Here is a 16,103-nt window from a genome sequence, read left to right as displayed (position 1 = left end):
ACCTGGAAACCTCCTGATGAGACGGGGCCGGCCGGGGCGGTGAGAACGAACATCGCCAGGGTCGGTTGGGCGCGGGCACGCAGGCCCGATGCACGTCCACATCAGGAGGACCGTACGCATGATCGAGCGTCGCCGGTGTCAGGCATCCCCGAGGAGGTCGGTGGTGACGTCCGCGATGCGGGTGCAGCCGGTGAGGGCGAGGGCCAGGTCGAGGTCGGCGAGCAGACAGCGCAGCACGTGGGCCACGCCGGCCCGGCCGTCGAGGGCCAGCCCGTAGAGGTACGGTCGGCCCAGCAGGACGGCGTCCGCGCCCAGCGCCAGCGCCTTGACGACGTCGCTGCCGGTTCGGACTCCGGAGTCGGTGAGGATCGGCACGGCGTCGCCCACCGCGGCCCGTACGGCGGGAAGGGCGTCCAGGGCGGCCACCGACCCGTCGAGCTGGCGTCCGCCGTGGTTGGAGACGATCAGGCCGTCCACCGCGCCCTGGTCCAGCGCGCGCCGGGCGTCGGCCGGGTGCAGGATTCCCTTGAGCAGGATCGGCAGCGAGGTGACGGTCCGCAGCCACGGCAGGTCGTCCCAGTTCAGGCCGGGGTTGGCGAACACCTCGGCCCAGTGCTGGAGGACGGCGCGGGTGTCGTGGTTGTGCGGCAGCGCGGCCCGGAAGACCGGGTCGGCGGTGAAGTTCGCGATGCCGGCGCCGTGCAGGAAGGGCAGGTAGCCGCGGTCCAGGTCGGTGGGACGGTAGCCGAAGGTCGGCGCGTCCACGGTCAGCACGATGGCCGAGTATCCGTGGCGCTCGGCGCGGCGGACCAAGGACTCGGCCAGGGCACGGTCGCCGGGCAGGTAGAGCTGGAACCACCTCGGCTGCGGGCCGGCCGCGGCGGCGGCCTCCTCGAGGGAGTGCGACGCGCAGGTGGACAGGACGAACGGGACGCCGGCGTCGGCCGCGCCGCGGATCGACGCCAGCTCGCCGTCGGGGTGCACCAGGGTCTGGGCGGCCACGGGGGCCAGCAGCACCGGCACCGGCAGGCGCTGCCCGAGAACGGTGACGCTCAGGTCGCGGCGGTCGGCGCCGCGCAGCATGCGGGGCAGCAGGCGCCGGCGGGTGTAGGCGGCCCGGTTGGCCCGGCCGGTCTCACCGGTTCCGGCGTCGCCGGTGACGTAGCCGAGGGCGGCCGGCGTCAGGACCGGGCGGGCCAGGTCTTCCAGGGCTGTCAGGTCGGTGGTCAGCCGGGGGGTGCTGCCCCCGAGGCCGGCGAGGTAGATGTCGCGGACCAGGCCGGCGGGCGCGGGACGCATGCGGTCTGCCAGGATCGCGGCCGCCGTGGAACCGGGTGCCAGCAACGCGAAATGGCCGCCGGACAGCAGCACGGTGTCGCAGCCGCCGGTGGTGTGCCGGGCCCAGCGGCCGACCTGCTCCGGTGAGTTCTTGGGGTCGGCGTCGGCGAGCAGGACGGTCACCGGTGCGCGGAGCGTGGCGCCGGGCGGGCACGCGTACCGGCGCAGCGCCCGATGGTCGGCCCGCAGCAGGCGCAGAATCTCCGCGACAACGTCGGCCTCGGCCAGCAGGGCCTCGGGGACGCCGCCGAGCCGGCGCAGCTCGGCGATCACCGCCGCGTCGTCCATCGTGTCGAGATCGGGTTCCGCCCAGTCGTCGCCGGGCGGCCTGGCGGCCGAGACGAAGACCCCGGTGACCGTACCCTCGCTTTCCAGCAGCCGCGCGGTCTCGAACGCGACGAGGGCGCCCATGCTGTGGCCGAGCAGGTACAGCGGGCGGTCGAGGCGGGACGACAGCGCGCCGGCCGCCTCGGCGGCGAGCGCGGCGATGTCCGTGGCGCACGGTTGTGCCGCGCGTTCCCGGCGGCCCGGGTACTGGAAGGTGAGGGTCTCCACGTCGGCGGCGAAGGAGGTGGCGACGGAGGCGGCCAAGGCCGCGGCGAGGGCGGTGAAGGCGTCGGCGCTGCCGCCCGCGTGCGGGAAGCAGGCCAGCCGCGCCGGGGCGGCCGGCCGGGGGTGGACGGTCCGGATCGGCGTGTTCTCCACGTTCAGCACGTCGCCTCCTGGGCCAGTCGGCCGAGATGATCGGCCAGGTGTGCTGGGGTCGGCCAGTCGTAGATGAAGGTGGCCGGTAGCCGGGTCCCGGTCGCGGCGGCGATGCGGTTGCGCAGTTCCACCACGGCGAGTGAGTCGAGGCCGATGCGGTCGAAGGGCGTGTGGGGTTCGACCGCCAGACCGGACGGGTGGCCCAGCACGACGGCGGTCTCTCGGCGTACGACGTCGATGAGCGTGTCGGCCGGGGTGCCGGACGGTGGCTCCGGTTCGGCGGCCCGGGGGCGTACGAGGTCGCGCAGCATCGGCGAGGGGGCCACGTCGCCGAGTGCCCAGGCGGCCGCGACGGCGGTGGGCGGGTCCCGGCGGATCGCGGCGTCGAGCAGTTCGAGACCCTGCTCGTCGGAGAGCGCCACCACTCCGGTCCGGGCCATGCGGGCGATGTCGGCCCCGGTCAGGGCGCCGCCCATGCCGCCGTCGGCGCCGTCGCCGCGCCACAGGCCCCAGACGATCGAGGTGCCCGGCTGTCCCTGCGCTCGCCGCAGCTCCATGAGGCCGTCCAGGAAGGCGTTGCCGGCGGCGTAGCCGGCCTGCCCGGCGGTGCCCAGCGTGCCGGCGAGGGAGGAGAACACGACGAACCGGCGCAGGTCCATGCCACGGGTGGCGGCGTGCAGGTTGAGGGCCGCGTCCACCTTGGGCCGCAGGACGCGTTCGAGCCGTTCGGGGGTCAGGGCGGCGAGCACACCGTCGTCGAGGACGCCCGCCGCGTGCACGATGCCGCCGAGGCGTATGCCGTCGCTGCCGAGCCCGTCGAGTGCCGCCGCCAGGGCGCCGGGGTCGGCGACGTCGCAGGCCACGCTGCGCACGTCGGTACCGCCGGCGGCGAGGTCGGCGATGTCGCGTGCGGCCGCGCTGCCGGGCTCCGGCAGGTGCCGGCCCATCAGCACGAGCCGCTGGACGCCGTGCGCGGTGGCCAGGTGGCGGGCGGCCAGCCGGCCGAGCCGGCCGTGGCCGCCGACGATCAGGACCGCGCGGGTGGTGTCCCAGACCTCGTCGCCGGTGAGGGTGAGCACGACCTTGCCGATGTGCCGTGCCTCGCCGAGGTGACGGAAGGCGCCCGGTGCCCGCCGGATGTCCCAGGTGGCGATCGGCGGCGGTGCGAGGATCCCCCGGTCGAAGAGGTCGAGAAGGCCGGCGAGCATGTCCCGGATCCGGTCCGGCCCGGGGTCCCGTACGTCGTAGGCCCGGTAGATGACACCCGGATGCGCCGCGGCGACCGCCGCGGGGTCGAGCCGCGCGGTCTTGCCCATCTCCAGGAACCGGCCTCCGCCGCGCAGCAGGCCCAGCGAGGCGTCGATGAACTCCCCGGCCAGCGAGTTGAGCACCACGTCGACGCCCTCGAAGCGGACGAAGTCCAGTGTGCGCGACGAGGCGATGTGGTCGTCCGGCAGCCCGGCCGCGCGCAGGACGTCCCACTTGGCCGGGCTCGCCGTCGCGTACACGTCGGCGCCCAGATGCCGGGCGAGCGCGAGCGCGGCGGTGCCGACGCCACCGGTCGCGGCGTGCACGAGGACGGACTCGCCGGCGCTGAGGCCGGCGATGTCCACGAGGCCGTGGTACGCGGTCAGGTAGGCCACCGGCACGGCGGCGGCCTGTTCGAAGGACCAGCCGCCGGGGATGCGGCACACCAGCCGATGGTCGGTGACCGAGACCGGCCCGACGCCGGCGAACAGGCCCATCACCCGGTCGCCGGCTCGCCATGCGGTCACGCCGGGGCCGGTCTCGATGACGACACCGGCCCCCTCGCCGCCCTGGCCCGGGCCGGCCGCGTCGGCGTCCACCGACGGCGCGATCACGCCGAGGGTCAGCAGGACGTCCCGGAAGTTCACGCCGGCGGCCCGCATGCGTACCCGGATCTGGCCCGGCCCGAGCGCGGCGCCCGCCTCGGGCCACGGCGCCAGGGCGAGGCCGTCGAAGGTCTTGCGGCCCACGAAGTCGAGGCGCCAGTGCGGCTCCCCGGCCGGCGGGGTGAGTACGGTGGCCGGTTCGTCGTGGACGAGCACCGGGCGGTATGCCACGCCGGCGCGCAGGGCGATCTGCGGCTCGCCGGTCGCGAGGGCCGCCTCCAGCACCCGCCGGGAGGCGGGCTCGCCGTCCTCGTCGGCGAGGACGAACCGGCCGGGATGCTCTGCCTGCAGGGCCCGCACGAAGCCCCAGACGGCCCGGTGGGCGAGCCCGGCCGGCCGCTGCTCGCCATCGACCGCGACGGCTTCGCGGGTGAGTACGGCCAGGCGGGTGCCGGCGAACCGGTCGTCGGAGGTGAGGGTCTGGGCCAGGGACAGCAGGGGGTGGAGCGCCGCCCGGACCGCAGCGGCGTCGTCGCCTCGGACGTCGCAGGTGTAAAGGATCCGGTCCGCCTGCGGCGGGGGGCCGTCCGCCTCCGTCCACCGGTCGGCCGGCCCCGGCGGGATCGCGAGCGGCGTCCATGAGGGAACCAGCAGGCCGTCGCGGGCGCCGGGCATCGGGCGCAGCGCGAGTGAGCGGATCGACGCCACCGGTTTGCCGTCCGTGTCCGCCATGTCGATCGAGACCGCCCGTGTGCCGGCCGGGGCCAGGCGTACCCGCAGTGCGGAGACCGCGGTGTCCGGAAGGTGGACGCCGGACCAGGTGTGGGGCACCGGTGTGCCGTCCGCGCCGGCCACGCCGGTCAGCACGAGCGGGTGCAGTGCGGCGTCCAGCAGTGCCGGATGCAGGAGATGGCCGTCGTGCGGCCGCGTCACCTCGACGTAGGTGTCCGGGCCGCGGCGCCACATCGCCCGGACGGCACGGAAGTCGGGTCCGTAGTCGAGTCCTCGCGCGGCGAGCTGAGCGTAGAGGTGGTCCGGCGTCAGGGGCACGGCCTCCGCGTCCGGCGGCGGCCATGCGGTCAGGTCGGCGACCGGTCCGGCCGGTTCGTCGCCGAGGATGCCGTGGGCGTGCCGGACCCACTCGTGCGCCTCCCGGCGGGCGTGCACGGTGACCGCCCGCCGTCCGGAGTCGTCGGGCGCGTCGACGAACACCCGCAGCTGTATCTCGGCGTCCTCGGGCACCGGCAGGGGGTTCTCCAGGATCAGCTCCTCGACCGTGGTGCAGCCGGCCGCCCGGGCCGCGTGGCCGGCGATCGACAGCCATGCGGTGCCCGGCAGGAGCACCGTGCCGGCGACCCGGTGCCCGGCCAGCCACGGGTGGTCGCCCGCCGTCAGCCGGCCGGTCAGCAGCAGGGCGCCCGTTGCGGGGATCTCGGCCACCGCGCTCAGCAGGGGGTGGCCGGCCGGGGTGCAACCGGCGGCGCGGGCCGCGTCGTGGCCTCCGGCCGGTGCGGGCGGGTCCAGCCAGAATCGGCTGCGCCGGAACGCGTACGTCGGCAGCGGGATCCGCCGGGCGCCGCGTGCGCCGAGGGCGCCCGCCCAGTCGATCGGCTGGCCCACGACGTGCAGCCGGGCGAGCGCGCCGAGCAACGTCGCGGGCTCCGGCCGGTCGGCTCGCAGGGCCGCCACGACGGTGCTGCCGGGCACGCAGGCGGCGGCCGGCGCGGCCAGGTCGCCGCCGGGGCCCACCTCCAGGAAGCGGGTGCAGCCCAGTTCGGCGAGGTGACGCATGCCGTCCAGGAATCGGGTGGTGCCGCGCGCGTGCCGCGCCCAGTGGTCCGGGTCGGTCAGGCCGCCGGGCTCGACGGCCTTTCCGGTCAGGTCGGAGACGAGTGTGATGCCGGGTTCGGCCGGGTCGAGGCGGGTGGCCGCGTCGCGCAGCCCGGCGAGCGCCGGCTCGATCAGCGGGGAGTGGAAGGCGTGGCTGACGCGCAGCCAGGTCGCCTTGCCGCCGTCCGACTGGAAGGCCGCCACGACGATGGCCAGCGCGAGGCGTTCGCCGGACAGGACGGTCGATTCCGGCCCGTTCACCGCGGCGACCGAGAGATGGGCCTCGTAGCCGGCGATGAGGGCCGCGGCTTGCGGCTCGGCGACGTTGACCACGACCATCGCTCCGCCGGCCGGCAGCCGGCCCATGACCCGGCCCCGGGCGGCCACCAGTTCGGCGGCTCCGGCCAGCGGCAGGGCGCCGGACACGTGGGCGGCCGCCAGGGCGCCGGCGGAGTGGCCGAGCACCGCGTCCGCCCGTACGCCCCAGGACTCCAGCAGCCGGAACAGGGCGACCTCGGCGGCGAAGAGGGCCGGCTGCGCCCACTCGGTGCGCCTGAGCAGGGCCGCCTCGGCCGAGCCCTCGGCGGCGAAGACCACGTCGCGCAACGGCCGGGTCAGATGCGGGTCGATGGCGGCGCACACCGCGTCGAAGGCTGCCGCGTAGGCCGGGTACGCCCGGTACAGCCCCTCCCCCATGCCCGGGCGCTGGGAGCCCTGCCCGGCGAAGAGGAACGCCGTACGGCCCTCGTCGGCCACACCGCGGAACACCTGTGGCGTGGACTCGCCGGCGGTGAGCGCGCGCAGGCCCGCCGCGGCTTCGCCGGGATCCGCGGCCAGCACCACCGCCCGGTGCCGCAGAAAGCCGCGGGCGGTCGCGAGGGAGAGCCCGAGCGGGGCCAGGCCGGCGGATGCCAGGGGGCCGAGGAGGCGTTGCGCCTGGGCGCCGAGCGCATCGGCACCGGCCGCCGAGAGCAGCAGCGGAACGACGCCGGCGCCCGGTTCAGGCGGATCCGGTGCGGCCGGCGCGGCGGGCGGCACGGCTTCCAGGATCAGGTGCGCGTTGGTGCCGCTGATGCCGAACGACGAGACCCCGGCCCGCCGCGGGTGGCCGGCCGCGGGCCACGGGACCGGCTCCGTCAGCAGGGTCACGGTGCCGGCCGACCAGTCCACGTGCGACGTCGGCCGGTCGGCGTGCAACGTCGCGGGCAGCACACCGCGCCGCAGCGCCTCGACCATCTTGATGACTCCACCGACACCGGCGGCCGCCTGGGTGTGCCCGATGTTGGACTTCAGCGTCCCCAGCCGCACCGGGCGGTCGGCCGTGTGTGCCCGCCCGTACGTGGCGATCAGCGCCCGCGCCTCGACCGGGTCGCCGAGACGGGTGCCGGTGCCGTGCGCCTCCACCACGTCGACCTCCGCGGCCGGCACGCCGGCGTCGGCCAGGGCCCGCTCGATCAGCTGCGCCTGGGCGGTGCCGCTGGGTGCGGTCAGGCCGTTGCTGGCACCGTCGTGGTTGACCGCCGAGCCACGGATCACCGCCAGCACCTCGTGGCCCTCGCGTACCGCGTCCGACAGCCGCTCCACGAGCAGCAGCCCGGCGCCCTCGGCCCAGCCGGTGCCGTCGGCCGACTCCGCGAAGGCCCGGCAGCGGCCGTCGGCGGACAGGCCGCGCTGCCGGCTGAACTCGATGAACGACGTCGGTGTGGCCATCACGGTCACGCCACCGGCCAGCGCCCGGCGGCACTCTCCGCGGCGCAGTGCCTGCACGGCCAGGTGCAGCGCGACCAGCGACGAGGAGCACGCCGTGTCCACGGTGACGGCGGGACCCTTGAGGTCGAAGGTGTACGCGAGCCGGCCGGACGCCACGCTGCCCGCGCTGCCGGCGCTGAGGTAACCCTCGTACGCGGCGGGGGCGGGGGTCAGCCGGGATGCGTAGTCGTCGTACATCACGCCGACGAACACGCCGGTGCGGCTGCCGCGGAGGCTCTCCGGGGGGATGCCGGCCCGTTCGAAGGTCTCCCAGGCGATCTCCAGCAGCAGCCGTTGCTGAGGGTCGATGGCGTGGGCCTCGCGCGGCGAGATGCCGAACGGCTCGGGGTCGAAGTCGGCGGCGTCGTGCAGGAACCCGCCGGCCCGGGCGTACGAGGTGCCGGCGGCGTCCGGATCCGGGTCGTAGAGTGCGGTCAGGTCCCAGCCCCGGTCGCCGGGGAACGGGCCGACCGCGTCCACCCCGTCCGCGACGAGCCGCCACAGGTCCTCCGGCGAGGTGACTCCTCCGGGATAGCGGCACGCCATGCCGACGATCGCGATCGGCTGCCGGTCTCGTTCCTCGGCCTCGCGCAGCCGCCGACGGTACTCCTGAGCGTCGCCGACGGCGATCCTCAGATACTTCCGGAGTTCCTCTTCAGTAGCCATCCCAGCGGACATTAGGAATCGCGATCGACCAGGGTCAAGAGTCCGGGAAAGCGGTGAAGGACAAACGATGGAGAAACGACAGTCGCGAATAGGAATAGTTCGGCGATAGCGTTTTCCGACCCCGCCCGAGGTATAGGCCGCACCCATTCTTCCGGCGGTGTCGGCCTCGGGTCGCGGGCCCTACGGTCGCACCATGGTGGATCTCACGACAGTCAGCCGGCCGGCCCGGTGATCCCGTGCTGGTATGCGAAGACCGCCGCCTGGAGCCGGTCCCGGACGTCGAGTTTCTGGAGCAGATGCGACACGTGGTACTTGACCGTGGGCCGGGTCACCAGCAACTGTGCGCTGATCTCCTCGTTCGACAGCCCGCCGGCCAGCAGCACGAGCACCTCCCGCTCCCGGGGCGTCAGCCGGGCCAGGGCCGGCGGGACGCCGGGCACGGCCCGATCCTCCGCCCGGCCGCACGGCCGGGTGGAGACGAACCGCCGCCCGGCGGTCACGGCCCGCACCGCGGCACCCAGATCGGCCGGCTCGCAGTCCTTGTTCAGCATTCCGAGAGCGCCGGCTCGCAGGCCCTCCACCACCCGTTGGTCGCTGTGGTCGAGCAGCAACAGCACCGCCGGCGCCGCCGGATCGTCGCGGGTGCGCCGGGACAGCTCCACGCCGTCCACCTCAGGCGGCGCCTCGTCGACGATCAGCACGTCCGGGCGCAACGACCGGACCATTCCCAGTGCCTGCTGCCCGTCGGCCGCCTCGCCGGCGAGCGCGACGCCGGGGCAGCCGTCGACGACGACGCGCAGGCCCAACCGGGTCAGCGTGTGAACCGCGCAGATCAGCACCCGGGCCATCGGTGTCGTCCCCTCCGGACAGACGGAACCCTACGAGCGGAAGAAGGGCAATGTCCCAGTCGAACCTGAAAGCACGCGAATCCGGCGGCCTTGCCTTGGACGGCCACGCCGGGCTCCGGATCGACGGCGCGCGACTGATCGACACGCTGGAGCGACTCGGCGAGATCGGCGCCGACCCGGCCGGCGGGGTGACCCGGCTGGGGCTCAGCGCGGAGGAGAACGCCGCCCGGGTGTTCCTCGGTGACCTGTGCGCCGCGGCCGGTCTGGAGGCCGAGACGGACCCGGCCGGCAACCTGTTCGCCCGCCGGCCGGGAACGTCCCGCGCAAAGCCGGTCCTGCTGGTCGGTTCGCATGTGGACACGGTGGTGCAGGGTGGTCGCCTGGACGGCGCGTACGGGGTGCTCGCCGCCCTCGAGACGCTGCGGGTCCTGCACGAGCACCGGGTCAGCCTGCCGGTCGAGATGGTCGTCGTCGCCTTCGCCAACGAGGAGGGCGCGCTCGTGCAGACCCCGTTCTGGGGCTCGCGGATGCTGTGCGGTTCGCTGGAGAACCCGCTCGGCGCCACCGACCGCACCGGACGGCCGGTCGGCGCCTACCTGGCCGCGGCCGGTTGCGCGCCGGAACGGCTGGCCGACGTGCCCTGGCCGCCGGGCAGCGTGGCCGCCTTCATCGAGCTGCACATCGAGCAGGGCCCGTCGCTCGAGCGCCGGGGGGTGCCGGTCGGCGTGGTGGAGGGAATCGTCGGGCGTACGATCCTGGACATCGGAGTGACCGGTGAGGCGCAGCACGCCGGGACGACGCCGATGGCCGACCGCCGCGACGCCCTGACCGCCGCGGCCGAGATCGTCCTCGCCGTCCGCCGCATCGCCGCCGAGGACCGGGTGTGCGCGACGGCCACCACCGGTTTCATCGAGGCCGCGCCCAACGTCACCAACACCATCCCCGGTGTCGTGCGGTTGTCCGCCGAGGTTCGCGACACCGATCCCGCCCGGCAGGCTCGAGGCGAGGACGTCGTACGCGAACAGTGCGCTCGCGTGGCGGCGGCCTCCGGCTGCCGGGTCGAGGTCACCGCCACCATGCGGTCGCGGCCGGTCTCGACGGCGCCCGCACTGCGCGGCGTGATCCGGGAGGCGGCCGACCGGCTGGGGCTGCCGCATCTCACCATGCCGAGCGGGGCCGGGCACGACGCCCAGATCGTGGCCCAGATCGCCCCGGTCGGGATGATCTTCGTGCCGAGCCGCCGCGGGATCAGCCACGCACCCGGCGAGGACACCGGGCCCGGCGACCTCGTCAACGGCGCGAACGTCCTGTTGCAAGCCGTGCTGGGGGCGCAGGCCGAGCTCGGCCGGCCGGACGGTCACGACTCGTCGCCCGGATAGCGGCCGGCGGGTGCCGGCAGACCGGCGAAGGTCACCGTGCACATCGCCAGTCCCCATGCGTGCTCGGCGAATCCGGCCGCGGTCGCCTGCCGTACCGCCCGCAGCACCCAGGGACGTTCCCGCCCGTACCAGCCGGCCGGGTCCGCGGTGATCAGGTCGGCCTGGGGGCCCGGCAGCTCCCAGCGGCTCGCCCCGTTCCCGGCCAGCCGCAGGTCGTGGCCGCCGCGCCGGCGATGCGCCATCTCGGACAGGTAGAGCAGCGCGCCCAGCAGGCGTTCGTGCGACTTGCGCCGGGCCTGGTCGTGCTCCGGCGCCTGCAGCCGGCGCGCGTAGCCGAGGATCCAGCCGGGCACCCAGTACCGCGTACCGCCGGGAGCGGGCCGCGCGACCAGCAGGTCCGCGTCGGCGAGTTCGTCGAACAGCGCCTCCGCGCGGCAGACGTCCACGTCCAGCAGCGGCGCGCCGACCCATGCCGGGAAGTCGGCCGCCTCGACCAGCGGCAGCAGCCGGAAGAGGCGGCCCGCGTCGTCGGACAGGCCGGCGTACGCCTGCTCCACACCGGTCTGGGCCTGCATCTCCGCCAGCCAGGCGGAACCGGCGCCGAGCCGGGCGACGAGGTCGGCGACCGTCCAGTGCGGGTGCGCGGCCAGCCGGGCGGCCGCCAACCGCAGCGCGAGGGGCAGGTAGCCGCAGGTCTCGTTCAGCGCCACGGCGGCCGCGCGGTCGGCGTCGATCCGGGCGTGCCCGGCGATCCGGCCGCCCAGCTCCAGCGCGCTGCGCTCGGTGAACGGCGCCAGCCGCAGCCGTACGGCGGCGGGCAGGCCGGGCAGCGGCCGGCGCGACGTGATGATCACCCGGCACCGCGACGTGCCCGGCAACAGCGGGAACACCTGGCTCTCGGTGAGCGCGTCGTCGAGGATCACCAGGGCCCGGCGGTCGGCCATCAGATCGCGGTAGGTCTCCGCCCGTTCCTCGGCGCCGTCCGGGATGTCCCGCTCCCCCAGGCCGTACGCGCGCAGGAAGCGCCCGAGCACATCGTGCGGGTTCTCCGCCCCGTCCGGCCCGCAGAGCCGTGCGAACAACTGCCCGTCCGGGAACCGCGGCGCGAGAAGGTGGGCGGCATGCACGGCCAGCGTGGTCTTGCCGACGCCGCCGCGGCCGCTGACCACCGCCGTGGGCACCGCGGTCCCGCCGGTGCGTTCGAGCGCCGTCAACAGGCCGGTGAGGCTGTCCCGGCGTCCGGTGAAGTCCGCGACGTCGGCCGGGAGCCGGCGCGGGGCCCGGTCGGCCGTCCGCGCCGCACGCACCGGCTCCGGCGGCGGGGCGGCCGGGCCCGCCAGCGCCGGATCGTGGGTGAGGATCCGCTGGTACAGCGCGTCCAGTCCGGAGCCGGGCTCGATGCCCAGTTCACCGACGAACCGCAGCCGGGCCTTGTGGTATTCGTCCAGGGCCTCCGCCTGCCGGCCGGCCCGGTACAACGCGGTCATCAGCAGGGCCAGCAGGCGTTCCCGCCGCGGATGGGCGGCGACCAGGGCCAGTAGTTCACCGGCGAGGTCGTGGGCGTTCGCCGGGCCGTGCTCCAGCTCCAGCTCCAGGCATTCCTCGTGTACGGCGAGTCGCTGCTCGTCGTAGCGGGCGGCCAGTGCGCGTACCGCGTCGCCGCCGATGCCGGCCAGCGCGCGACCGTGCCACAGCGAGAGCGCCGCCCGCAGCTCGGCCACGGCACGCCGCGGGTCCGCGTCCCGGACCGCCGTCCGGGCGGCCGCCACGCGAGCCTGGAAGACGTGCAGGTCCAGCTCCTCCTCGGCGACCCGCAACCGATAACCGGGGGCGCGCGTGTCGATCGGATCGTCGCCGGCGAACAGCTGACGGCGCAGGGACGAGACGCAGATGTGGATCTGGCTGCGGCTGGTGGTCGGCGGCCTACGGCCCCACACCGCCTCGACCAGGTGATCCGTGGGTACGACCCGGTTCGCGTCCACGAGCAGGATCGCCAGTACGGTCAGCTGGCGTCTGCCCCTTATGTCTATTGCGGTACCCCCGCGCCGGGCTTCGAGGGGGCCGAGAATCCGGTACTCCATCGTTCGCTCCGCAACTCGTAGTGATCGTCACGCGCGGTGGCCCCAGAGTTGCCGCGGGTCACGGCGGGCCGCATCCGGCGCCACCCCGCACATTTCTCCCCGGCCGCCGCGCCCGACCGACGGTTCCGGCGCCGGTGAACGGGCCCGCGTGGCGGCTCCGGGAGACCGGGCCGGGGCCGGTGAGGTGCCCCCGACCTGACCGGCGGCGAAATGTGGGTGCGAAACACCCATGACTGCGTACGAGCGGGCGGGCATCGTTCTCGCCATGGCCGTCCCCTCCACCCCCACCGGCGGGACGCTCCTCGGTGCCGGGTGGTGGGCGCCCGCACTGGCCCTGCACGAGCGGATCCATCCCGGCCCCGCCGCCGGCCCGTCGTGCGCGGACCCCGGCGAGCCCTTCACCCAGCGCCTCGCCGACCTCGGGCTGAGCCCGGACGCGATGCCGGCGCTGCGGGCCGAGCCGGCCGCCTGCCTCGCCGCCCGGACCGTCCGGCCGGCGTGGGTGGCGACCGCCGAGCGTGCGGTGGCGGCCGCGGTGCCGGCCTCGGTGGCCGAGGTGGGCGGCGACTGGCGCGACGCGTTCGGCCGGGTGCTGCGGCCGTTCGCCGACGACGCCGTCGAGCGGATCACCGCCGGCGCCGGACCGTGCGACTGGCTCGACCTGCCGCGGGTCACTCTCCACCTCGGTACGGCGCTGCGCCGGGGCCTCGTCGACCTGGCCGCCCGCGCGCTCGTCGCCGAACTGCACCGCTGGGGCGCCCGCGACCGGCTCACCGGGGACGACGAGCGGGCCCGGTTCCTCGACTTCGCGCGCCGCACGGCGTCCCCCGGCGGCCTGGCCGCGCTGCTCACCCGGTATCCCGTACTGGCGCGGCTGCTGGCCCAGGCCACCGACGCGGCCGTGACGGCGACCCGGGAACTGCTCGCCCGGCTGGCCGCCGACCGCGACGAGGTGGTCGGCGCGCTCCTCGGCACCGCCGACCCGGGACCGGTCGTCGCCATCGTGGCCGGCCTCGGCGACCGGCACCACAACGGCCGCACGGTCAGCTTCGTCGACTTCGCCGACGGCAGCCGCGTCGTCTACAAGCCGCGGGACGTGACCACGCAGGTCGTCATGGGCCGGTTCATCGACCTGCTGTCGGCCGGGCACCCCGAGCTGTCTCCGGGCATCGCACGCACCGTCGCCCGGCCCGGTTACGGCTGGACCGCGTACGTGGCGGCCCGCGACCTGCCGGACCCCGCCGAAGCCGACCGGTTCTACCGCCGGCAGGGCGCGCTGCTCGCCCTGCTGCACGTGCTGCGCACCACCGACATGCACTACGAGAACGTCGTCGCCGACGCCGGGACCCCTGTGCTGATCGACACCGAGACGCTGTTCAACGCCGAGCTGACACCTGCCGGTGACGCCGACCCGGCGGCCGGTGCCCTCGCCTCGTCGGTCTACCGCACCGCCCTGCTGCCGCTGCTGGTGATCGGCGACCAGGGCGCCGCGGACCTGTCCGGGCTGGGCGGCGACCGCGACGGCCACTGCCCGGCGAGCGTGGTGGACTGGCTCGACGCCGGCACCGACCGGATGCGGCTCGTCCGCCGCCCGTACGCCATGACCGGCTCGGCCAACCGGCCCCGCCTGGCCGGCGCCGATCTCGACCCCGGCGACCACGAGCAGTCCATCGTGGCCGGTTTCCGGCAGGCCTACGACTTCGCCGCCGCGCACCGTGCCGAGTTCGCCGCGGCCGTCGCCGCCTGCGCCGATCTGGAGATCCGGGTGATCACCCGGCCCAGCTGGATGTACGCGACGATCCTGGACGAGACGACGCACCCGGACGTGCTGCGCGACGCGCTGGACCGGGACGAGGCGTTCTCGGTGCTCCACGCCAACCGCTCCGCCAACCCGCTGCTGTCCCAGCTCGTCGGGCACGAGATCACGGCGATGTGGAACGGCGACGTGCCGATGTTCCTCGCCTCGGCCGGCTCCGGTGAGCTGCGGACCCCGGACGGCACGTGCTTGCCCGTGCCGCTGCCCCGGGCCGGGGTCGCCGCCGCCCTCGACACCCTCGCCGGGCTCGGCCACGTGGACCGCCGGCAGCAGGAATGGATCATCTCGGCGACGCTGGCCACCCGGCACGGCGCGCCCGCCCACCCGGCGCCCCGGCCCGGCGCCCCGGCCCCGGCCGGTCCGACGAACCCCGTCGTGCATCCGGACGCCCTGCTCACCGCCGCCCGTACCATGGCCGACGCCGTCGTCACCCGGATGTCCGGCGAGGAGCGGGTCAACTGGCTGGGTGTCGAACACGTCGACGGCCAGTGGCTGGTGCTGCCGATGGGCGCGAGCCTCGGCACGGGATACCTCGGGGTGGCGCTGTTCCTGGCCCAGTTGGCCGCCGTGACCGGCGTCGGCCGCTACGCCGGTCAGGCCCGCGGCGCGGTGGCCGGCACGCCCGCGCTGGTCGACCTGTTCACGGGCCACCCCGAGTTGGTCGAGACGGTCGGCTGGGGTGGCCTGAACGGCCTCGGCGGGATCGCGTACGGCCTGGCCCGGCTCGGTCTGCTGCTGGACGACCCGGCGCTGCGCGACGGTGCCGCACGGCTGGCCGCGCTGGCCGGCCGGTCGTCGCGGGCGCTGTCCGGGCCCGGCTGGGCCGACGGCCTCGCCGGCTGCCTGGCCGCCCTGTCCGCGGTGCGCCGCTGCCTGGGTCTCGGATCCGCCTCCGATGCGGAGATCGACTGCGCCGACCGGCTCGCCCGGATCGCCGACCACGACGACGGCACCCTGCCGCTCTCGTTCGCCGACGGGCTGAGCGGCATCGCCTGGGCACTCGTGCGATGCGGTCCGCGGCCGGACCACCGCGCGGCCGGGCGCCGGCTGGCCTCGCAGGTGGTGGCCCGTGCGACCGCCGACGGCGCGCCGGTGGGCGGCGGCTGGTGCAACGGCGATCCCGGGATGGCTCTCGCCGGCGTCTGCGTCCCGCACGAGATGTCGGCAGCGGACGCGACCGCTCTGGCCGACGGTCCGGCCCACCGCGATCTGTCGCTCTGCCACGGCGAGCTGGGCGTGCTCGAAGTGCTCGCGACGATCGCGGCGTCCGGTGACCGGCCCTCCCCGGCCGCCGCGGCGCTGCGCCGCCGGACCGGCGGGGTGCTGGAGGCCCTGCGCCGCGGCGGGCCGGTGTGCGGGGTACCCGGCAACGTCCTCACGCCCGGCCTGCTGACGGGGCTCGCCGGTATCGGATACGGGCTGCTGCGGCTCGCCGCCCCCGGCGACGTGCCCTCGGTCCTGCTGCTCCAACCCGCCCACGACCTGGCATCGACAGTCAACCATCCGACAGAGGGGACCTGATCCATGTCTGAGATCAAAAACGACGAGAACGACGAGTACGGCGAGTACGAACAAACCACCGAGCACGCCGTCGGCCGCATGCGCCTGCTGCCGTCGGTCAACTTCGGCGTGCGGGCGGCCGCTCTGGCCCAGATGGCCCTGCCAGTCGCCGTGGTGACGGCCGGGATCGCCGCCGTGGTGCAGGGCGCCGGGGCGGAGAACCTGGTCATCCTGGAGACCAGCTGCTGCCCGCCGAACCCCATGTAGAGGCGCCCGGCTCGGGAGTGTCGGCAATGCTTGTCAAGCTGTTAGGCGGCGGACACCCCGAGTAGGTTCAC

Annotated in this window: 6 protein-coding genes and 1 pseudogene; 3 read left to right on the top strand and 4 right to left on the bottom strand. The window is 75.3% G+C overall.

Translation table 11 applies throughout. From position 1 onward, the window contains the following. Positions 1 to 138: 138 nt before the first annotated feature. The 3 genes and pseudogenes from BJ964_RS31875 to BJ964_RS31865 form a co-directional block, all read right to left on the bottom strand. Positions 139 to 2,052, bottom strand: a complete 1,914-nt coding sequence (locus BJ964_RS31875; RefSeq protein WP_188124134.1) for an alpha-hydroxy-acid oxidizing protein — start codon at positions 2,050 to 2,052, stop codon at positions 139 to 141. Next, positions 2,046 to 8,141 (bottom strand): annotated as a pseudogene (locus tag BJ964_RS31870) (type I polyketide synthase); the annotation flags it as partial. The gene BJ964_RS31875 and the pseudogene BJ964_RS31870, both read right to left, overlap by 7 nt. Positions 8,142 to 8,353: 212 nt before the next feature. Continuing rightward, entirely contained in the window at positions 8,354 to 8,989 is a 636-nt protein-coding gene (locus BJ964_RS31865; RefSeq protein WP_188124132.1) for a LuxR C-terminal-related transcriptional regulator, read from the bottom strand. 50 nt (positions 8,990 to 9,039) lie between these two features. Between BJ964_RS31865 and BJ964_RS31860 the strand changes: the two genes are divergently transcribed. Then, positions 9,040 to 10,368 carry a Zn-dependent hydrolase gene (locus tag BJ964_RS31860; protein WP_188124131.1) on the top strand — a complete coding sequence of 443 codons (1,329 nt, stop codon included), beginning with the start codon at positions 9,040 to 9,042 and terminating at the stop codon, positions 10,366 to 10,368. Here BJ964_RS31860 and BJ964_RS31855 read toward each other — a convergent pair. Further along, entirely contained in the window at positions 10,347 to 12,449 is a 2,103-nt protein-coding gene (locus BJ964_RS31855; RefSeq protein ID WP_188124130.1) for an AfsR/SARP family transcriptional regulator, read from the bottom strand. The genes BJ964_RS31860 and BJ964_RS31855 overlap by 22 nt on opposite strands. A 229-nt stretch (positions 12,450 to 12,678) precedes the next feature. On the opposite strand from BJ964_RS31855, the gene BJ964_RS31850 reads away from it, so the two are divergent. Together BJ964_RS31850 and BJ964_RS31845 are read left to right on the top strand one after the other, a co-directional pair. Then, positions 12,679 to 15,786: a type 2 lanthipeptide synthetase LanM family protein gene (locus BJ964_RS31850; RefSeq protein ID WP_229807450.1), complete on the top strand. Its 3,108-nt coding sequence runs from the start codon at positions 12,679 to 12,681 to the stop codon at positions 15,784 to 15,786. A gap of 3 nt (positions 15,787 to 15,789) precedes the next feature. Next, positions 15,790 to 16,032, top strand: coding sequence for a hypothetical protein (locus tag BJ964_RS31845; RefSeq protein WP_188124129.1), 243 nt, complete (start codon positions 15,790 to 15,792; stop codon positions 16,030 to 16,032). The last annotated feature ends 71 nt before the right edge of the window (positions 16,033 to 16,103 follow it).

The organism is Actinoplanes lobatus, assembly GCF_014205215.1.
Classification (GTDB): domain Bacteria; phylum Actinomycetota; class Actinomycetes; order Mycobacteriales; family Micromonosporaceae; genus Actinoplanes; species Actinoplanes lobatus.
The sequence above is the reverse complement of the archived record's forward strand: the minus strand, read 5'-3'. Positions and strand labels throughout refer to the sequence as shown.